The organism is Pseudomonas sp. p50(2008) (genome assembly GCF_015351605.1).
GTDB lineage: Bacteria > Pseudomonadota > Gammaproteobacteria > Pseudomonadales > Pseudomonadaceae > Aquipseudomonas.
This window is the reverse complement of sequence record NZ_JACMYF010000014.1, coordinates 15,187-34,471: the sequence shown is the minus strand read 5'-3', so window position 1 is coordinate 34,471 and position 19,285 is coordinate 15,187. Positions and strand designations below refer to the sequence as shown.

At 60.3% G+C, this 19,285-nt stretch carries 16 protein-coding genes; 2 read left to right on the top strand and 14 right to left on the bottom strand.

What is annotated here, in order from left to right; genetic code table 11:
• Positions 1 to 28: 28 nt before the first annotated feature.
• Positions 29 to 1,210 carry an aminotransferase class V-fold PLP-dependent enzyme gene (locus tag H7698_RS29185; RefSeq protein ID WP_194693731.1) on the top strand — a complete coding sequence of 394 codons (1,182 nt, stop codon included), beginning with the start codon at positions 29 to 31 and terminating at the stop codon, positions 1,208 to 1,210.
• A 254-nt stretch (positions 1,211 to 1,464) separates the two neighbouring features.
• Here the strand turns inward: H7698_RS29185 and H7698_RS29180 are convergent, their stop codons facing one another.
• Genes H7698_RS29180 through zwf form a run of 3 tightly spaced genes read right to left on the bottom strand, consistent with a single transcriptional unit; the run spans position 1,465 to position 4,317 of the window.
• Complete coding sequence (locus H7698_RS29180) at positions 1,465 to 2,130, bottom strand: bifunctional 4-hydroxy-2-oxoglutarate aldolase/2-dehydro-3-deoxy-phosphogluconate aldolase (RefSeq protein WP_162440220.1); 666 nt, start codon at positions 2,128 to 2,130, stop codon at positions 1,465 to 1,467.
• A 17-nt stretch (positions 2,131 to 2,147) separates the two neighbouring features.
• Positions 2,148 to 2,861, bottom strand: coding sequence for a 6-phosphogluconolactonase (gene pgl, locus H7698_RS29175; RefSeq protein WP_194693730.1), 714 nt, complete (start codon positions 2,859 to 2,861; stop codon positions 2,148 to 2,150).
• Positions 2,848 to 4,317 carry a glucose-6-phosphate dehydrogenase gene (zwf, locus tag H7698_RS29170; RefSeq protein ID WP_162440218.1) on the bottom strand — a complete coding sequence of 490 codons (1,470 nt, stop codon included), beginning with the start codon at positions 4,315 to 4,317 and terminating at the stop codon, positions 2,848 to 2,850. The genes pgl and zwf overlap by 14 nt, the downstream gene beginning before the upstream one ends.
• A gap of 239 nt (positions 4,318 to 4,556) precedes the next feature.
• On the opposite strand from zwf, the gene H7698_RS29165 reads away from it, so the two are divergent.
• Positions 4,557 to 5,417 (top strand): MurR/RpiR family transcriptional regulator, encoded by an 861-nt coding sequence (locus H7698_RS29165; protein ID WP_175649041.1) that lies wholly within the window; start codon positions 4,557 to 4,559, stop codon positions 5,415 to 5,417.
• 109 nt (positions 5,418 to 5,526) lie between these two features.
• Here the strand turns inward: H7698_RS29165 and H7698_RS29160 are convergent, their stop codons facing one another.
• The 11 genes from H7698_RS29160 to edd all read right to left on the bottom strand — a co-directional run bounded on the left by H7698_RS29160 (position 5,527) and on the right by edd (position 19,235).
• Positions 5,527 to 6,378: a D-hexose-6-phosphate mutarotase gene (locus H7698_RS29160; RefSeq protein WP_194693729.1), complete on the bottom strand. Its 852-nt coding sequence runs from the start codon at positions 6,376 to 6,378 to the stop codon at positions 5,527 to 5,529.
• Between the two features lie 244 nt (positions 6,379 to 6,622).
• Entirely contained in the window at positions 6,623 to 7,969 is a 1,347-nt protein-coding gene (locus H7698_RS29155) for a carbohydrate porin (RefSeq protein ID WP_162440216.1), read from the bottom strand.
• A gap of 191 nt (positions 7,970 to 8,160) precedes the next feature.
• A complete protein-coding gene (locus H7698_RS29150; RefSeq protein WP_162440215.1) occupies positions 8,161 to 9,321 on the bottom strand; it encodes an ABC transporter ATP-binding protein in 1,161 nt (386 codons plus the stop codon).
• A 2-nt stretch (positions 9,322 to 9,323) separates the two neighbouring features.
• Entirely contained in the window at positions 9,324 to 10,169 is an 846-nt protein-coding gene (locus tag H7698_RS29145) for a carbohydrate ABC transporter permease (RefSeq protein WP_162440214.1), read from the bottom strand.
• Positions 10,162 to 11,070 carry a carbohydrate ABC transporter permease gene (locus H7698_RS29140; RefSeq protein ID WP_162440213.1) on the bottom strand — a complete coding sequence of 303 codons (909 nt, stop codon included), beginning with the start codon at positions 11,068 to 11,070 and terminating at the stop codon, positions 10,162 to 10,164. Before H7698_RS29140 ends, H7698_RS29145 begins: the two co-directional genes overlap by 8 nt.
• 188 nt (positions 11,071 to 11,258) lie before the next feature.
• The gene (locus tag H7698_RS29135) at positions 11,259 to 12,551 is read right to left on the bottom strand and encodes an ABC transporter substrate-binding protein (RefSeq protein WP_194693728.1); all 1,293 of its coding nucleotides are present in this window, start codon (positions 12,549 to 12,551) and stop codon (positions 11,259 to 11,261) included.
• 116 nt (positions 12,552 to 12,667) lie between these two features.
• Positions 12,668 to 13,927 (bottom strand): D-mannose isomerase, encoded by a 1,260-nt coding sequence (locus H7698_RS29130; protein ID WP_194693727.1) that lies wholly within the window; start codon positions 13,925 to 13,927, stop codon positions 12,668 to 12,670.
• Positions 13,928 to 14,159: 232 nt separating this feature from the next.
• Entirely contained in the window at positions 14,160 to 15,629 is a 1,470-nt protein-coding gene (locus tag H7698_RS29125; protein ID WP_194693726.1) for an ATP-binding protein, read from the bottom strand.
• Entirely contained in the window at positions 15,619 to 16,350 is a 732-nt protein-coding gene (locus tag H7698_RS29120; RefSeq protein WP_007903365.1) for a response regulator, read from the bottom strand. Before H7698_RS29120 ends, H7698_RS29125 begins: the two co-directional genes overlap by 11 nt.
• A gap of 111 nt (positions 16,351 to 16,461) precedes the next feature.
• The gene (locus tag H7698_RS29115) at positions 16,462 to 17,412 is read right to left on the bottom strand and encodes a glucokinase (protein WP_194693725.1); all 951 of its coding nucleotides are present in this window, start codon (positions 17,410 to 17,412) and stop codon (positions 16,462 to 16,464) included.
• Positions 17,409 to 19,235: a phosphogluconate dehydratase gene (gene edd, locus H7698_RS29110; protein ID WP_162440208.1), complete on the bottom strand. Its 1,827-nt coding sequence runs from the start codon at positions 19,233 to 19,235 to the stop codon at positions 17,409 to 17,411. The genes H7698_RS29115 and edd overlap by 4 nt, the downstream gene beginning before the upstream one ends.
• Between the last annotated feature and the right edge of the window lie 50 nt (positions 19,236 to 19,285).

Here is a 19,285-nt window from a genome sequence, read left to right as displayed (position 1 = left end):
CCCTGACCTACGCCCTATCGAGAAGCCCATGCCCGATAACACCCTGCGCGCCCGCGATGAAGACTTCTGGCAAACCTTTGCCGACCGCTACGCTGTCGAACCTGGCCCGATAAACCTGGAAAACGGTTACTTCGGTCGCATGTCGCGCACGGTGGTCGAGGAGTATCAGCGCAACATCGAATTGATCAATCGCAGTAACTCGGTGCACGTGCGTCGGCGGTTTGAACTGAGCGAGAGCCTGGACATTCGCGCCCAGCTTGCCGAGATGGTGGGTGTACGTGCGCAAACCATCGCCCTTACCCGCAACGCAACAGATGGCTTGCAATCGCTGATCCGCAACTACAACCGCCTGCAGCCGGGTGATCAGGTTCTGATCAGCGACCTGGAATACGACACCGTCAAAGGCGCCATGCGTTGGCTGGCGCGCCATCGCGGTGTTGAAGTCATCGAGATTGACCACCCTCACCCGGCCACCTTTGACAACTTACTGGCCAGCTATCGTGAGGCGTTCGCGCGTCATCCAGGACTCAAGCTGATGGCCCTGACGCACGTCACCCATCGCACCGGACTGGTCATGCCGGTACAGGCCATCGCCGCCGCGGCCAAGGAGCATGGGATCGACGTGATCCTTGATGGCGCTCATGCGCTCGGGCAGATTGCATTCGATCTCGAAGCGCTGGGTATCGCCTTCGCGGGCTTCAACCTGCACAAATGGATCGGTGCACCGCTGACGCTGGGCTTTATGTACATCGCCGAGCAGCGTCTGGCCGATATCGATCCGGACATGGGCGAGATGCACTTTGCGATCAACGACATTCGCGCACGTACGTCCTACAGCACGCCCAACATCCCGGCACTGATGACGCTGCCGCTGGTGTTCGAAGAGCACCAGTCCATGGGCGGTTCCCCGGCGAAGGGGTCGCGGTTGAATTACTTGCGCAACCAGTGGGTGAAGGCCGTGCGCGACCTGCCCGGTATCGAAGTCATGACCCCGGATGATCCCCGCCTGTACTGCGGCATCACCGCGATGCGCTTCACCCGGCACACCGATCAGCAGGTCATGGCCGAGCGGCTCCTCAATGAGTACAACCTGTTTACCGTGGTGCGTACGGGCGCGGCGTGCGGGCCTTGTATCCGGATTACACCGGGGCTAACCACGACGGCAGCGGAGATGGCGTTGCTGGTCCGGGCGCTGGATGAACTGCGCTGACGTCTGCCGGTGACCACCTCTGTAGCAGCTGGCGAAGCCTGCGTCCGGCTGCGCAGCAGGCGTAATCCAGTGCACGCAGTGTGTCAGGTAAATCCTACATTCTGGTTTTACGGCTGCTACGCAGCCGGACGCAGGCTTCGCCAGCTGCTACAAAAAGCGTGTCGGCAGCCACAATATTCAAGGCAAAAAAAAACGGTGCACCGACCAAGCGCACCGTAAAGCCGTAGAACACACAACGAAGTGTTTGGGATTGATCAGTCCAGCAGCGCCAAAGCCTCGGCGGTGCATTCCTGAATGCGGGCCCAGTCGCCGTTCTTGATCCATTCCGGATCAAGCATCCAGCTACCGCCCACGCACATCACGTTTTTCAACGCCATGTAGCTCTTGATGTTGGCCGGGCTGACGCCGCCAGTCGGGCAGAATTTCACTTCGCCGAACGGGCCACCCAAGGCCTTGATGGCCGCGACGCCGCCGCTGACTTCCGCCGGGAACAGCTTGAAGCGGCGATAACCCAGGCCGTAGCCTTCCATGATGCCCGAGGCGTTGCTGATGCCTGGCAACAGCGGAATCGGGCTGTCGACGCTGGCTTCGAGCAGATCACGGGTGATGCCCGGGGTAACGATGAACTGCGAACCGGCCGCTTCGGCCGCTGCCAGCATGCTGCGATCCAGCACGGTACCGGCACCGGTCACCAGCTCCGGACGCTGCTCGCGCAGAATCTGGATGGCTTTGAGGCCGAACTGCGAACGCAGGGTCACTTCCAGGGCGGTCAGGCCACCAGCAGCCAGGGCATCGGCCAGGGGCAGAACGTCCTGTTCGCGAGCGATGGTAATCACCGGCAGAATCCGCGCTTTGGCGCAGAGGCTGTCTATCAGGGCAACTTTGTCCGCCATGGAAAGGGTCGGGGAAGTGTTTTTCATAGCGGCTGATCCTTGGCTCATGGGCACCAGTAAATCTCTAACGTAGGTTGCAGAAACGCGCGAATCGGCATGGCGGCGACATCGTCACCGGCCAATGCGGCACTGAGGGTGGTCAGCTTGGACTGACCGGAAATCGATAGAACAGTGTTCTTGGCCGAAGCCAGCAACGCACGACTCATGGTCAGGCGTTGATGCGGAACAGTCGGCGCCAGCATCGGATAGCAACGACGTGTACCGTCGACTTTCAGCGCGTCGGCCAGGTTCGGACTGTTGGGGAATAGCGAGGCGGTGTGGCCGTCGTCGCCCATGCCCAGAATCAGCACATCGATGGGTGGCAGCTCGGCGAGCAAGCGATCGGCCTGCTCGGCGGCCAGTTCAAGGCTGGCGGTAGCGCTGTACAGGCTCAGAAACTTCGCCTTCGCCGCCGGACCTTGCAACAGGTAACGCTTGAGCAAACCGGCATTGCTGTCGGCATGTTCCACCGGCACCCAGCGCTCGTCGGCCAGGGTCACGACAACCTTGGACCAGTCCAGCGGCTGTTTGGCCAGGTGCTGGAAAAACGCCACCGGGCTGCGCCCACCCGAGACCACCAATGTGGCGGTGCCAGTGGCATCGATGGCTTCGCTCAGTTGTCTGGCAACGGTCAGTGCCAGGCCTTCAGCCAGCAACACCGGGCTCTTGAACTCATGAGCGCTGACGCCCTGAGGCAGTTTCAATTTAGATATCGCCATACCACGACCTCCCATCCCGCGTGATCAGTGCAATGGAACTCATCGGTCCCCAGGACCCGGCCGCGTACGGCTTGGGCGCATCACCGGATTTTTTCCACCCGGCGATCAACTGGTCACACCACTTCCACGCGGCTTCGATTTCATCTTTACGGACAAACAGGTTCTGATTGCCGCGCATCACTTCCAGCAACAACCGCTCGTAGGCATCGGGGATCCGAGCGCTGCGATAGGTGTCGGAAAAATTCAGCTGCAACGGACCACTGCGCAGCTGCATGCCCTTGTCCAGGCCTTGTTCCTTGGTCATCACACGCAAGGAAATACCTTCGTCCGGTTGCAGGCGGATGATCAGTTTGTTGCTGATCTGCAGGCGCTGTTCCGGGGCGAAGATGTAGTGGGACGGTTCCTTGAAGTGGATGACGATCTGCGAGAGCTTTTGCGGCATGCGCTTGCCGGTGCGCAGGTAAAACGGCACGCCGGCCCAACGCCAGTTGCGGATATCGGCACGCAGCGCGACGAACGTTTCGGTGTCGCTCTGGGTGTTGGAATTCGGTTCTTCCAGATAGCCCGGTACCGGTTTGCCTTCGCTGTAACCGGCGATGTACTGACCGCGCACCACCTGAGTGGTCAGGCCTTCCGGACTGATCGGCGCCAGTGCCTTGAGCACTTTGACTTTCTCATCGCGAATGCTGTCGGCGGACAGGTCGGCCGGCGGGTCCATAGCGATCAGGCAAAGCAGCTGCAACAGGTGATTCTGGATCATGTCCCGCAGCTGACCGGCCTTGTCGAAATAACCCCAGCGGCCCTCGATTCCCACTTTCTCGGCCACGGTGATTTCCACGTGGGAGATGTAGTTCTGGTTCCACTGGGTTTCGAACAGGCTGTTGGCGAAGCGCAGGGCGATGAGGTTCTGGACGGTTTCTTTGCCCAGGTAGTGGTCGATGCGGTAGGTGCGGTTCTCCGGGAAGAACTGCGCCACGGCGTCGTTGACCTTGCGCGAGGATTCCAGGTCCGAGCCGATGGGCTTTTCCAGCACGACGCGGGTGTTTTCGGCCAGGCCGACCCTTGCCAGGTTCTCGCAGATCGCGCCATACACAGCGGCCGGCGTGGCGAAATAAGCAATCACTCGTTGCGCGGTGCCGGCCTGTTCGGCCAGGGCGACGTAATCGTCAGCCTTGAGGAAGTCGACGTGCAGGTAGCTCAAACGGGCAAGGAAGCGTTCAACGACGGTTTCGTCCAGTTCTGCGGCACCGACATAACGGCGCAGCTCGGTGGCGATGAGCGCCAGGTGCTCCTGCTCGCTGCCAGGCTCACGGGCCAGGGCGATAATGCGTGTGTCCTCGTGCAGCAGGCCCGCGCCATCGAGCTGATAGAGCGCTGGAAACAGCTTGCGCAAGGCCAGATCGCCGAGGGCGCCGAACAAGGCAAAGGTGCACGGTTCAACCGTAATCGAAGGCATGATGTTTGTTCTTTTATCAAGTTAAGCTACAAATACCTTTTTTTAAGGTATCGCTCAAGAGAAAATGTAGTAATAACCACAACATTTTCGCAAAATGTGGATTCCGAGTGGTGGTCGGTCGGAGCCATCAGTAGGATAGGCCACCGTGACCGGCCCGATCAAAGTCCCAATTTGCATAGCCGGGGCCCTAATTTGCATTGCTCTCTTGTTTGCGGAGCTAAGGAATCAATATGGACCGCGTGCGAAATTTACTGGAACAGATCCAGAATCGCCTTGAAGACCTGAACAAGGCCGAACGCAAAGTTGCCGAAGTGATTCTGCTTAATCCACAGCAGGCCACCCGCTTCAGCATCGCCGCCCTCGCCCAGGCCTCAAAGGTCAGCGAGCCGACGGTCAACCGTTTCTGCCGTTCCTTCGGTGTCAGCGGCTATCCCGAACTCAAGCTTCAATTGGCCCAGAGCCTGGCCAGTGGCGCGGCATACGTCAGCCGCGCGGTCGAGGCTGATGACAATCCGGAGGCCTATACCAAGAAGATCTTCGGCAGTGCCATCGCCTCTCTGGACAGCGCGTTGCAGGCCCTGGACCCGAACCTGATCAGTCGCGCCGTCGACCTGTTGATCCAGGCCCGGCAAATCCACTTCTTCGGCCTCGGCGCCTCGGCCCCGGTGGCGCTCGATGCGCAGCACAAGTTCTTCCGCTTCAACCTGGCCGTCACTGCCCATGCCGACGTGCTGATGCAGCGCATGATTGCTTCCGTGGCGCACACCGGTGAGTTGTTTGTGATCATTTCCTACACCGGCCGTACTCGCGAGCTGGTGGAAGTGGCACGCATCGCCCGGGAAAACGGCGCTTCGGTATTGGGTCTGACGGCGGAGGGATCGCCATTGGCCAAGGCCAGCACCTTGAGCCTGAACATTCCGCTGCCGGAAGACACGGACATCTATATGCCGATGACGTCACGAATCATTCAGCTGACCGTACTGGATGTGCTGGCGACCGGCATGACATTGCGCCGCGGCGTGGATTTCCAGCCACACCTGCGCAAGATCAAAGAGAGTTTGAATGCGAGCCGGTATCCGGTTGGGGATGAGTTCAACTAACCCACCATGATCGTTCCCGCGCTCCCGCGTGGGAACGCAGCCCGTGACGCTCCGCATCGCTGGACGCGGAGCCTCCCTTGAAGCATTCCCACACGGAGCGCGGGAACGATCACCCCACCCGCGCCTGCAAACTCAGATGAGCTTTCTGCCCCGGCGCCAGGCTCCGGCTTTCGCCGCCACCGCTCGTGGCCTCAACGCAGACAAACTCGCAGACCTCATTCCAGCTCACCCCCAGCAACGGCCGCGTCCCGGGATGCCAGACCACCGTGTCCGCATCGTCGCCCGTGTCGATACACAATTCCCGCTGCCAGGCATGGTCCTTGAGCTGCAATTCGCCGTCGTGCTGGAACACCCGCTGACAACCGCCCTCCACTCGCAACTCTCCTTCCTGCTGGCACACCTGGCGATTCAACTGGTCATAACCGTGCGCCCCGTCGAGGCCAGACAGCGCTACCTCACCCACATCGCCAATACGCCAATAGGCGTGCAAAGCCTGGCTCAACTGGCACGGCAGGCTGTCTTGATGCTCAGTGCTCAAGCGCAGGTCCATGCGGTCGCCCAAGTGCGCATGCAAATCCACCTGCCAATCGCATAACTGCAATTGCCAGTGCAGGTGCACGCCCTGTTCATCGGTGCTGCTGTCGAGCAGTTTCCAGTCAAGCAGCCGGGCCCAACCATGGGACGGCCAGGCGTTTTCGCTCGGGTGGCGGCCGTACCATGGCCAGCACACCGGGACACCGCCGCGAATCGCCCCCACGTGCGGCCACTTCGCTGCACACCAGAGCCAGGGTTTCTGCCCCTTCGGCTGGAAGTGCAACAGCTGCGCTCCCTGACGGCTGAACACCGCCTGGCACAACGGATGGTCGATCACCAACACGTCGCGCATTTGATAGCGCTCCCACGCGAACACCGGACGTTCGCGCAAGGATTTGAAGAAGCGTTGTAGCGGATGCTCATGCATGTGCCGCGGTCCTGGAAATCATGGGTGAACTCAGTGTTGGTCTTCTTGGCGAAAGAGTTTCCTGTGGCGAGGGGATTTATCCCCGTTGGGCTGCGCAGCAGTCCCTTTTTTGGGGGCAGCTCCGCAGCCCAACGGGGATGAATCCCCTCGCCACAGATCCACATTGCCCCCCACACAAAAAAAAGCGGACAGCCTTGGCCGTCCGCAAATATGCGCACATAGAGAGGAGCTTATCGCAACAGCGTTAGAACACCGACTGAATTTTCAGGCCGGCCACCAGCGCGTTATCCACTTCATCCACACCGCCCGGGTGAGTGATGTATTGCAGGTTCGGACGCACGGTCAACCAGTTGGTCACGTGGAAGCCGTAGTTGATCTCGTAGTTGTATTCGGTGTTACGCAGTGGTGCGAACAGTGGGTCCTGATAGTCAGTGACGTTGTTGGAGGCGTTGACCAACTCGGCGTTTTTCTTCACGTCATCGTTGACGTGGATACGGGCGGCACCGATACCGACGTCATCTTTCGGACGTGCGTCGAACGGGCCCTTGTACACAAACATCAGCGACTGGTAGTTGTCGACGATGTTGGTGTCCTTGTCGTGGAACGTGGCGTTGGCGGCGATGTTCAGACCACGCGTCGCGTCACCGTTGTGGCTGGTGAGTTGTTGCTGCGCAACGAACCAGTAGCCGGACTTGCTGCTGTGGCTACGATAGGCGTTGCCGCTGGTGGCGGCATTATTGCCATTGTCGTCTTCAAGAACGTCATCGGCCTTGGCCGTGCTCTTGTAGTAACCGACACGGTATTCGCCCGGCAGTTTGTTCGGGTTCGGCAGCCAGACCAGTTCAACCGGCAAGACGGTGCCCGCCGTGCCACTGCCGCTGAGCTTGAAGCCGTTACCGTGTTCCAGTTGCGACGGGTTCTGGTTGTACGCACCGATCTGCGCATAGAACTCAGGCGAGATGTTCCACTTCAGGCGGATCGCCGCCTGGCTGACCGGCCAGTTGTACCAGATGTTGGTGGCCCAGTTACCCACTTGGGAGCCGCAGAACGCCAGGTTCTGGAACTCGCACGGGAAGGTGTTGAAGTCTTCACCTTCGCCAAAATAACCGGCTTTAACGTCGAGCTGGTTGTCGAAGAACTGATGCTTGATCCACAACTGGGTCAGTCGGACCATATGACCACGGCCGTAGACTTCCTGGGAGGAACTCAAGGTCCCCGCGCGCGGATCGCCGACACGGTCATTGGAGATGTTTTCACCGTTACGGTTGGTGAGCTGGATCTTGGCCTGGGTGTTGTCCCAGCCCATCAGTTTTTGCAGGTCCAGTGCCACGCCCAGGCCAAACTGGTCGGAGTAGCGCGCCGTCTTGTCGTTGTTGTAGCCGCCGTGAAGGTTACCGCCGACTTCACCGACGTAGTCCATCTTGATGTCGACGCCCTGCTCGATCAGCCGGGTCCGCTCACCGCCCCAATCACCGGTCATCCATTCGGAGTCGGCGCTAAACGCGTCAGCCGCGTGCACGCTACCGGCCAGCATCATTGCCGCAACGGCTGACAACTGGCAGATAAGCTGAGCGTTGTTGTTCTTCTTCATCCCTACATCCTCGTTTTATTGTTATTAACTTTTATTTTCTAACGCGGTTTACATCCCCTGTGGGAGCGGGCTCTGTGGCGAGGGGATTTATCCCCGTTGGGTTGCGAAGCGACCCAAAAAGAAGGGACTGCTGCGCAGTCCAACGGGGATAAATCCCCTCGCCACAAAAGCTCGCTCCCACATTTCGTTCTTCAGCGGCCTTTGAACTGGGTCACGTTGCCCGCATGAGCTTCCGCTTTTGGCACGCCGGCCACGCCCAGGCGCTCCCCGGTCTTGGCATCGAACAGCAGCACTTTCGACGGATCGAATTGCAGGGTCAGGGTCTCGCCCACGGCCGGCGCAACATCCGGCGCCAAGCGGCAGCAGACTTTGGTGTCGTTGAGATTCACGAACACCAGCGTGTCCGGACCGGTCGGTTCGGTGACCTGTACTTCGGCGCGAATGGTCGGCAGCGCGTTCGGCTCGTTACCCGCCAGTACGATCTGCTCCGGACGCAAACCGAGGATCACTTCACGATCTTCCAGGCCGGCGTCCTGCATGCCCAACGGCAACTCGCAACGGGCCTGGCCACTGTCGAGCAGCGCCACCAGACGGCCGTCCTTGCGTTGCAAACGCAGGGGGATGAAGTTCATCGGCGGCGAACCGATGAAGCTCGCCACGAACAGATTGGCCGGGTTGTTATAGATGTCTTTCGGCGTGCCGAACTGCTGGATGATCCCGTCCTTCATCACCGCCACTTTGTCACCCAGGGTCATCGCTTCGATCTGGTCGTGGGTCACGTAGACGGTGGTGGTTTTCAGGCGCTGGTGCATCAGTTTCATTTCAGTGCGCATCTCGACGCGCAGCTTGGCGTCGAGGTTGGACAGTGGCTCGTCGAACAGGTAGATCTTCGGCCGCCGCGCCAAGGCACGACCCATCGCCACGCGCTGTTGCTGACCGCCGGAGAGTTGGCCCGGCTTGCGATTGAGCAGGTGCTCGATCTGCAGCAGCTTGGACACGCGCGCCACTTCGGCGTCGATGTCGGCGGCCGGCATTTTGCGAATCTTCAAACCGAAGGCGATGTTCTCGCGCACGCTCATGGTCGGGTACAGCGCATAGGACTGGAACACCATGGCGATGTCGCGATCTTTCGGGCTCATGCCGCTGACGTCCTGGTCATCGATCATGATCGCGCCGCCGGTGATGCTCTCGAGGCCGGCGATGCAATTCATCAGCGTCGACTTGCCGCACCCCGAAGGCCCGACCAGGATCAGGAACTCGCCGTCCTTGATCGACAGATCGATGTCCTTGAGGGTGTCCGGCAAGCCCGGGCCATAAGTCTTGTTTACATTGCGAAGTTCGAGCGTAGCCATGATTACCCCTTGACTGCGCCGGCCGTCAGCCCGCGCACGAAATACTTGCCTGCGACCACATAGACCAGCAGGGTCGGCAGCCCGGCGATCATCGCCGCCGCCATATCAACGTTGTATTCCTTGGCCCCGGTACTGGTGTTGACCAAGTTGTTCAGCGCTACCGTGATGGGTTGCGAATCACCGCTGGAGAACACCACGCCGAACAGGAAGTCGTTCCAGATCTGGGTGAACTGCCAGATCAGGCAGACCATGATGATCGGCGTGGACATCGGCAGGATGATCAGGCGGAAGATGGTGAAAAAACCCGCACCATCCAGCCGCGCCGCTTTCACCAATGCATCGGGAACGCTGACGTAGTAGTTGCGGAAAAACAGTGTGGTGAACGCCAGGCCATAAACCACGTGCACGAACACCAGGCCGGTGGTGGTGCTGGCCAGGCCCATCTTGCCGAGGGTGAACGAGGCTGGCAGCAGGACGGTCTGGAACGGCAGGAAGCAACCGAACAGCAACAGGCCGAAGAACAGCTGCGAACCACGGAAGCGCCACATCGACAGCACATAGCCGTTCAACGCACCAATCGCTGTGGAGATCAGCACCGCCGGAACGGTGATCTTGATCGAGTTCCAGAAATACCCGTCGACCGTGGCCCAGGCCTTGATCCAGCCAATGCCGGTGATCACGGTCGGCCAGCTCAGCAAGTTGCCGGTGTTGATGTCTTCCGGTGTCTTGAAGCTGGTCAACAGCATGACCACCAGCGGTATCAGGTACAGAAACACCGCAAGGATCAGCACCGCGTAGATCGCGATGCGACTCAGGCTGATGGAAGGTTTGGCAGCGAAACTAGTCATGACGCTTGGTCCTCAGCTCGGAGTACAGGTAAGGCACGATGATTGCGAGAATCGCACCGAGCATCAGAATCGCACTGGCCGAGCCCATGCCCATCTGGCCGCGACTGAAGGTGAAGGAATACATGAACATCGCAGGCAAATCGGAGGAGTAACCCGGGCCGCCGGCCGTCATCGCCGCCACCAGGTCAAAGCTCTTGATCGCGATGTGGGCCAGGATCATCACGGCGCTGAAGAACACCGGACGCAGGCTCGGCAGCACCACTTTCAGGTAGATGCGCGGCATGCTCGCGCCATCGATCTGAGCGGCACGGATGATCGATTGATCGACGCCACGCAAACCGGCGAGGAACATCGCCATGATGAAGCCCGAGGCTTGCCACACCGCTGCGATCACCAGGCAATACACCACGCGATCCGGGTCGACCAGCCAGTCCAGGCGAAAGCCTTCCCAACCCCAGTCACGCAACAATTTGTCCAGGCCCATGCCCGGGTTGAGCAGCCACTTCCACGCAGTACCAGTGACGATCATCGAGAGCGCCATCGGGTATAGGTAGATGGTGCGAATGAAGCCTTCGCGACGAATGCGCTGGTCGAGGAACACCGCCAGCAGCACACCGATCACCAGGGTGATACCAATGAACATGCCGCCGAACACCGCCAGGTTCTTGCTCGCTACCCACCAACGGTCGTTGTCGAACAACCGCTGGTATTGCGCCAGTCCTGCCCATTTGTAGGTTGGCAGGAAGGTCGAACTGGTGAACGACAGAACGAACGTCCAGAGGATGTAGCCATAGAAGCCCACCAGGACGATGAACATGCTCGGCGCCAGCACCAGTTTGGGGAGCCAGCGCTGCAATGCATCGAACGGCGAGGCTTTGCTGAACACAGCAACAGAACTCATGGGAAGATCCAGTACGTAGAGAAAGGATTACAAGCGCATTCCCTGGCAGGAGCGGGCTTCTGTGGGAGCTGGCTTGCCAGCGATGGCATCACCCCGGTGCAACTGATACACCGAGTTGTCTGCATCGCGGGCAAGCCCGACTCCCACAAAAAGCCCGCCCCCCAACAGAGGGGCTGCGGCTCTAGCCGTTATTTGGCAGCCTTGATGGCAGTGCCGAGTTGCTTGGCAGCGGTGGCCGGATCGGCTTTCGGATCGTTGATGAAGTTGGTCACGACATCAAAGAACGCACCCTGTACCGCCAGCGTGGTCGCCATGTTGTGCGCCATGCTCGGTTGCAGGCCGCCGGACTTGGCGTCTGCCAGGAAGTCCTTGGCGGCGGTCTGGGCGCAGGCGTCAAAACCGTACTTGCCCATGTCGTTCAGCATGTCGATTCGAACGGGAATCGAGCCTTTGTTGATGCTGAAGACTTTCTGGAAGTTTTCACCCAGCACGATCTTGGCAATGTCCTGCTGAGCGGCCGCAGTGCCCGCGTCTTTCTGCTTGAACACGGCCAGGGAGTCGATGTTGTAGGTGAACGCCTTGTCGGTGCCCGGGAAGGCTACGCACTCGTAGTCCTTGCCGGCGACTTTCTTGGCTGCGGTCCATTCGCTCTTGGCCCAGTCACCCATTATCTGCATGCCGGCCTTGCCGTTGATGACCTTGGCCGCTTCCAGGTTCCAGTCCTGACCCTTGCCGTCGGCGTCCATGTAGGTCGAGACTTTCTTCAGTTCGGTCAGCGCCTTGACCATTTCCGGACCGGTCAGGGTGGCGTTGTCGAGGTCGACCAGGGCCTTCTTGTAACCGTCGACACCCATGACCGAAAGCACTACCGCTTCGAACACAGTGCTGTCCTGCCAAGGCTGGCCGCCGTGGGCAAGCGCAATGAAGCCCGCAGCCTTGAGCTTGTCGCCCGCTGCGTAGAATTCTTCGAGCGTGGCAGGTGCCTTGTCGATGCCGGCTTTCTTGAAGACTTCCGGATTGATCCACAGCCAGTTGACGCGGTGAATGTTCACCGGCACAGCCACGTAGTCACCTTCGTACTTCACGGTATCGGAGACTTTCTTGTCGAGCAGGCTGTCCCACTTTTCCGACTTGGCGGCATCTTTCAACACGTCGGTGTCGAGCAGGCCGGTGGACGCCCATTCCTGAATGTCCGGACCTTTGATCTGCGCTACGCCTGGCGGGTTACCGGCCACTGCGCGGCTTTTCAGTACGGTCATGGCAGTAGCACCGCCACCGCCGGCGACTGCGCCGTCTTTCCAGGTGAAGCCGTCTTTTTCGACTTGGGCCTTGAGTACATCGACCGCTGCTTTTTCACCACCCGACGTCCACCAGTGAACCACTTCCACCGAACCTTTGGCATCGGCAGCAAGAGCACTGAGAGGAAGCGCAGACAGGGAGGCAAGAGAAATGAGCGTAGCGAGGCGAGAAATCGCGTTCATCTAGAAGTACCTTTCTTGTTGTTATGCATGCAAGTCTGGTGCTTGCGCTGCACGGATTTTAAACAGGAGTGATCCCCTCGCAGGTAACGAAGGGACGTGCGAATGTCACCACATGGTTACACAGGAGCGCTCTGGGATAACTGCTTCAGAGCGGTCGCCATGCTCGGCGCCAGTGGCAGGCGCGGGATCAACACCGCTTGCCAGGCGTGATACAGGTCGGGCTTACCCGCCCAGATGTCGGCACTCGGGTGGTTTTGCGGGTCGAGTTCGTGGTGCCAGCTGCCCTGTTCACGGTCGATGAAATGAGTGTCACAAAAGTCCCAGAACAGTCGGTACCAGGTTTCGTATTGTGCGTCGAAGGTGCGCTTGAGCAGTGCGCTGGCAGCCGCGCTGGCTTCGCAATGCGTCCAGTGCAGACGATGACGCACCACCGCGCGATTGTCCCAGTCGAGGGTGTAGACAATGCCCGGTGCACCGTCGACCTCCCAGCCGGACAGGCAGTTTCGCTCGAAGAGCTTCTGCGCAGCCGTGACCAGCCAACCCGGTGTGAGCATACCGGCCTGAACCCGCGCAGCTTCAAGGTGTAACAACAACCGCGCCCATTCGAAACCGTGGCCCGGCGTTGTGCCGTAAGGGCGGAAACCATCGGCGCGATTGTCGTGGTTGTAATCGCGCAACGGCTGCCAGTCCCGGTCGAAATGCTCGACCACGCGGTAATCGTTGGCCGCCGCGTGACCATGAATGACACGCTCGACGATGCGTTGGGCGCGGCACAGCCAGCGGTTGTCTTCGGTAACATCGGCCAAGGCGAGGAACGCTTCGGTGGCGTGCATGTTGCTGTTGGCACCGCGATAACGTTCTTCTTCGTCCCAGTCACGGCTGAAGGACTCGCGCATGGCGCCCTCCTCCTCGCTCCAGAAATACTTGTCGATGATGTCGATCGCATCATCGAGCAACGCCTGGGCGCCGGGACGCTGGGCGACGACCGCAGAGCTCGCCGCCAACGCGACGAAAGCATGCAAGTAAGCGGCCTTGCCGGTGTTGCCATCCCGATGATGTGCGGCCGCAAACCAGCCCCCGTGCTCAGCATCACGCAATGGGCCACTGAGGGCTTTTACGCCGTGATCCACCAGCTCGGCATAGCCCGGCAAGCCCTGGATATGGGCCATGGCAAAGCTGTGGGTCATGCGGGCGGTGTTCATGGTTTCAGCGTGGGCGTCAGCCGCGAGACAGCCTTTTTCATCGAGGTTGCCAAAGCCTTCGGGGAGTCTGGATGCCTTGGCAAACGCCAGCAGACGCAAGCCTTCTGCGGCGAGCCATTGCTGATGGGCAGGTGCATTCAGCCAGCTGCTGAAGGCGGGTTGGAAGGTGTGCATGGGGTGCCTTTTTTGTTGTTATGACTGGGGGCAGTCTAAACAACGGGCGGGGACGGGCTTGTAACGAAGGGGGCGAGTAATGTCACCAGCCTGTGACATTCGCCCAGTGATTGCGACAAGCGATCTCCTGTGGCGAGGGGATTTATCCCCGTTGGACTGCGCAGCAGGCCCTCTTTTTTTGGGGCCGCTTCGCAACCCAACGGGGATAAATCCCCTCGCCACAGGGTTAGTGTTAATCAATAGGACGCGGTAACTGCAACGTCACCCGCAACCCACCTTCACGCAGGTTCTGCAAACTGACTTCCCCGCCATGGCTATGGGCAATGTTGCGCGCAATTCCCAACCCCAGCCCATAACCCTGCTGCTGTCCCGCCAACCGAAAATGCGGTTCGAACACCTGCTCCAGCCGCTGCTCGGGAACGCCTGGACCCTCATCATCGACATGCAGGATGAACGCACTTTCATCGTCATCGATGTGCAAATGCGCGGTCTGTCCGTACTTCAACGCGTTGTCGATCAGGTTGCCAATGCAGCGCTTGAGCGCCAACGGCTTACCCGGATACGCCGCCAGCGCCCGTCCATGCTGAGTGACCCGGCCATTGCCATTGGGGGCCAGGTACGGTTCCACGAGACAATCAAGTACGTGGTTCAGGTCCACCGGCTCGATATTCTCGTGGATGTCAGTGTCTTTCACGCATTGCAGCGCGCCTTTGACCAACAGCTCCAGCTCGTCGAGATCGCGGCCGAACTTGGCTTGCAGCTGCTCGTCTTCCAGCAATTCAACCCGCAGCCGCAGCCGGGTAATCGGTGTGCGCAAGTCATGGGAAATCGCGCTGAACAACTGGCTGCGCTCGGTCAGGTAACGGCTGATGCGTTCACGCATGGCATTGAAGGCGCGGCCCACCTCGACCACTTCACTGCCTCCGCCCTCTGCCACGGGCTCGACTTCTGCCCCCAGCGACATGTCCCGTGCCGCGCGTGCAAGACGCTTGAGCGGACGACTCTGCCAGTGCACCAGCAGGCCAATGAACAACAGCAGAAAACCGCTGGTAAGCACGATGAACCAGACCTGTTGCGCAGGCAGGCCCTGCTCTTCAAGGCTGGTGTAGGGTTCGGGCAATAGCGAGGCGATGTACAGCCACTCGCCCGGCGCCATCTGGATCTGCGTGACCAGTACCGGCGGGTTTACCGGTTCCAGGGTCAACGCGTAATGCGCCCAGGAACGCGGCAACTCATCCAGTTTCAACCCACTGTTGAAGATCCGCAGGTCTTCGGGGCTGACGAAGGTCACCGAGATATCGGTGTCGTGGCCCAGGGACTGGCGCAGCACTTCGTCCACTGCTTTGAGCACGGCTTCCTTGCGCGGGGTGATCGGCAGCACTTCCATGCCCAGGGGTTTGTCGTTGAGGGTCACGACGAAGCGGGTACCGCCCATGCTGCGCAACTGGTCGAGCACCAGTGGCCGGAACGCCACCGGCAACGAGCGAAAGTAACTGACACTGGCGGTCATCGAATGCGCGAGGCTGCGGGCACTGGTGACCAGGCCTTCGAGCTGGGTGGCGCGCAATTGCGACACCCAGATCACACTCGACAAGGTTTGAGCGAACAGCACCGCCAACAAGGTCAGCAGCAACATCCGCCCGAGCAGCGAACGCGGCACCGGGACCCGGGCGGCCAGCTTACGGAAGAACTCAGTGACCATTGCTGGCAACCACGTTGGCTGCCAGTTGGTAGCCACTGCCGCGCACGGTGCGGATCAGTCGAGGGGGTTTTTCGGTGTCGCGCAGGCGTTGCCGCAGACGGCTGACCGCCATGTCGACGATGCGATCCAGCGGCATCAGGTCGCGCCCCCGGGTGGCATTGCCGATGGTGTCGCGGTCGAGGATTTCCTGAGGGTGATCGAGGAACAGTTTCAGCAACGCGAAATCAGCGCCGGAGAGGATCACTTCTTCACCGTCGATGTGGAACAGCCGATGGCTGACCATGTCCAGCCGCCAGTCATCGAAGGCCAGCACTTCACTGCCGGAGCGCTCCTGACCGAACTGCGCACGGCGCAACAAGGCCTTGATGCGTGCCTGCAATTCACGGGGGCTGAAAGGTTTGCCAAGGTAGTCGTCAGCGCCCAGTTCGAGGCCGATCACGCGGTCGGCTTCGTCGGAACTGGCGGTGAGCATGATGATCGGCACCTGCGCCTGGCGCGGGTGCTGGCGAATCCAGCGGCACAGACTGAAACCGTCTTCGTCCGGCAGCATCACGTCGAGGATCACCAGATCGCTCGGAGCCTCGTTCAGGGCCTGGCGAAAGCCTGCACCGTCGGGCGTGGTACGCACCTGGAACCCGGCGCGGGTCAGGTAGGTGTCCAGCAACTCGCGTATCTCCTGATCGTCATCGACCAACAAAATCGACTTGTTGACTGAGCTCACTGGGCGGCGTCCTTGTTATTTGAATGGGGCGGATTATGCCTGATCGATCATGATTCTATTTATCTGTGAGGGCCCCATCGCTGGCAAGCCAGCGATAGGGGCGCTACGGTCTCAAGCCTGGTCGAGCGCCACACCCGCGCCCATCAATCCGGAATACGGCGCCGTCACCAGCCACACCGGAATGCCTTTGAAATAATCGCTCATGCAACCCTTGTCGGCGAAGCACCGGGCAAATCCGCTTTCAACGAAGAAATCGGCAAACCGCGGTATCACCCCGCCCACGATGTACACGCCGCCACGCCCACCGGTGGTGAGGACGTTGTTGCCGGCCACGCGGCCGAGCCAGCAGCAGAACTGTTCAAGCACTTCCAGCGCAATCGGGTCACCCGCCAACCCGGCCGCGGTGATCGCTTCCGGTGTTTCGAGCACCGCTTCATGGCCGTCCACCGCACAAATCGCCCGGTAAACACGCGGCAAGCCGCTGCCGCTCAACGCCGTTTCGGCGCTGACATGCCCGATCTCATTGAAGATGTGCTGCCATAGCTGGGTTTCCCGCAGACTGCTCAAAGGCAGATCGACGTGACCGCCCTCGCCCGGCAATGCGGCGAAACGGCCCTCTCCCAGGTCCAGCAAGGTGCCAACGCCCAGGCCGGTGCCCGGACCAATGACCACCGCGGGCCGCAACGGCTCCGGCGTACCTTCGCACACCACTCGAAACTCATCCGGCTGCAAACGGGTCATGCCAAGCGCCATGGCGGAGAAGTCATTCACCAGCAGCAGCTGGTCCACCTGCAAGGTCTTGCAGAACTCCTCGCGGCTCAGGCGCCAGTGATTGTTGGTGAACTTGAATTCATCGCCGCTCACCGGGCCGGCGACCGACAGGCACACCGAACCGATCGAACCCGGCTTCAACCCCAGCCCGCTAAGGTAGACGCCAATGGCCTCTTCCGGACTGGTGTGGTCCGCGGTCGGCAGCACCTGGATAGATTCCAGCTGCTGGTTTTTCCACAACGCAAAACGCGCGTTGGTTCCTCCGATGTCACCGACCAAAGCCAGTTTCAATTAAGCGTCTCCAGGGCAGAAGTAAAGGCGCTGGCGCCCTGCTCCGCCGAGCTGAAGGCCATGCGCATGAAGCCAAATAATTCGCGACCGCTGCCGATGTTATTGCCCAGAAGGCCCTTGGCCGGTTCGCGTTTGGCGAATTCGTCGGCGTCCACCTTAAGCTCAAGAGTGCCTTTGACGCCATCGACGCGGATGATATCGCCCTCTTGCACCCGCGCCAAAGCGCCGCCCACATAGGCTTCGGGGCTGACATGGATAGCGGCCGGGATTTTCCCCGAGGCACCGGACATGCGCCCGTCAGTCACCAGCGCGACTTTGAAGCCACGGTCCTGCAACACACCGAGGAACGGCGTCATCTTGTGCAGTTCCGGCATGCCATTGGAGCGCGGCCCCTGGAAGCGCATCACGGCGACAAAATCTTTCTCCAGCAAACCTGCCTTGAAAGCATCGGCCAGGTCCTGCTGATCCTGGAACACCATTGCCGGTGCTTCGACGATCTGGTTTTCCAGCGCTACGGCGGAGACTTTCATCACGCCACGTCCGAGGTTGCCTTCCATTACACGCAAGCCGCCCTCTGCCGAGAACGCACGCGCCACCGGACGCAGAATCTCTTCGTCGAGGCTGTCGGTCGGTCCTTCGCGCCAGACCAGCTCGCCGTTATCGAGGAACGGTTCCACGGTGTAGCGGCTCAGGCCGTGGCCGAGCACGGTGTTGACGTTTTCATGCAGCAACCCGGCTTCCAGCAGCTCGCGGATCAGGAACGACATGCCGCCCGCCGCCTGGAAGTGATTGATGTCGGCTTTGCCGTTCGGGTAAACGTGGCTCAGGGTCGGCACCACCTCAGAGAGGTCGGCCATGTCTTGCCAAGTCAGTTGAATACCCGCCGCCATGGCGATCGCCGGCATGTGTAGGGTGTGGTTGGTCGAGCCGCCCGTGGCGTGCAGGGCCACAATCGAGTTGACCAGCGAACGCTCATCGACGATTTCGCCGATGGGCATGAAATCGCCATTTTGCTTGGTCAGCCGGGTTACTTGATGAGCGGCTTCACGGGTCAGCGCATCGCGCAGCGGCGTGTTCGGGTTGACGAAAGAAGCGCCCGGCAGGTGCAGGCCCATGACTTCCATCAGCAGCTGGTTGGTGTTGGCGGTGCCGTAGAACGTGCACGTGCCAGGGCTGTGGTAGGACTTCATCTCCGATTCCAGCAGCTCTTCGCGAGTTGCCTTGCCTTCGGCGTAGCGCTGGCGCACATCCGCTTTCTGCTTGTTGGAAATGCCCGAGACCATTGGCCCGCCCGGTACGAAGATCGTCGGCAGATGACCAAAACGCAGGGCGCCCATCATCAGGCCCGGCACGATCTTGTCGCAGATGCCCAGCATCAGCGCGCCATCAAACATGTTGTGCGACAGCGCCACGGCCGTCGACATCGCAATCACTTCACGGCTCGGCAGGCTCAGTTCCATGCCGGGCTCGCCCTGGGTCACGCCGTCGCACATGGCCGGTGTGCCGCCCGCGAACTGACCGACCGAGCCGATTTCGCGCAGGGCCTTTTTGATCTGTTCAGGGAAGACTTCGTACGGCTGATGCGCCGACAGCATGTCGTTATATGACGAAACAATTGCAATGTTTGCGGAGTTCATCATCCGCAAGCTGTTCTTGTCGTCGGTGCCGCAACCGGCGACGCCGTGGGCGAAGTTGGCGCATTGCAGCTTGCCGCGCATCGGACCGTCGCTGGCCGCACCGCGAATCAGTGCAAGGTAGGCCTCACGCGTGGCGCGGCTACGGGCGATAAGCCGTTCGGTGACCTCAAGGACGCGGGGATGCATGTGTAGAACTCCAGGCTAACGGATGTGGCGACCTGATTGTCTATGCTGAA

Bases quoted from the DNA above. Each gene is read 5' to 3' on its own strand.
- H7698_RS29185 (WP_194693731.1), top strand. From the start codon at position 29: ATGCCCGATAACACCCTGCGCGCCCGCGATGAAGACTTCTGGCAAACC.
- H7698_RS29180 (WP_162440220.1), bottom strand. From the start codon at position 2,130: ATGAAAAACACTTCCCCGACCCTTTCCATGGCGGACAAAGTTGCCCTG.
- pgl (WP_194693730.1), bottom strand. From the start codon at position 2,861: ATGGCGATATCTAAATTGAAACTGCCTCAGGGCGTCAGCGCTCATGAG.
- zwf (WP_162440218.1), bottom strand. From the start codon at position 4,317: ATGCCTTCGATTACGGTTGAACCGTGCACCTTTGCCTTGTTCGGCGCC.
- H7698_RS29160 (WP_194693729.1), bottom strand. From the start codon at position 6,378: ATGCATGAGCATCCGCTACAACGCTTCTTCAAATCCTTGCGCGAACGT.
- H7698_RS29155 (WP_162440216.1), bottom strand. From the start codon at position 7,969: ATGAAGAAGAACAACAACGCTCAGCTTATCTGCCAGTTGTCAGCCGTT.
- H7698_RS29150 (WP_162440215.1), bottom strand. From the start codon at position 9,321: ATGGCTACGCTCGAACTTCGCAATGTAAACAAGACTTATGGCCCGGGC.
- H7698_RS29145 (WP_162440214.1), bottom strand. From the start codon at position 10,169: ATGACTAGTTTCGCTGCCAAACCTTCCATCAGCCTGAGTCGCATCGCG.
- H7698_RS29140 (WP_162440213.1), bottom strand. From the start codon at position 11,070: ATGAGTTCTGTTGCTGTGTTCAGCAAAGCCTCGCCGTTCGATGCATTG.
- H7698_RS29135 (WP_194693728.1), bottom strand. From the start codon at position 12,551: ATGAACGCGATTTCTCGCCTCGCTACGCTCATTTCTCTTGCCTCCCTG.
- H7698_RS29130 (WP_194693727.1), bottom strand. From the start codon at position 13,927: ATGCACACCTTCCAACCCGCCTTCAGCAGCTGGCTGAATGCACCTGCC.
- H7698_RS29125 (WP_194693726.1), bottom strand. From the start codon at position 15,629: ATGGTCACTGAGTTCTTCCGTAAGCTGGCCGCCCGGGTCCCGGTGCCG.
- edd (WP_162440208.1), bottom strand. From the start codon at position 19,235: ATGCATCCCCGCGTCCTTGAGGTCACCGAACGGCTTATCGCCCGTAGC.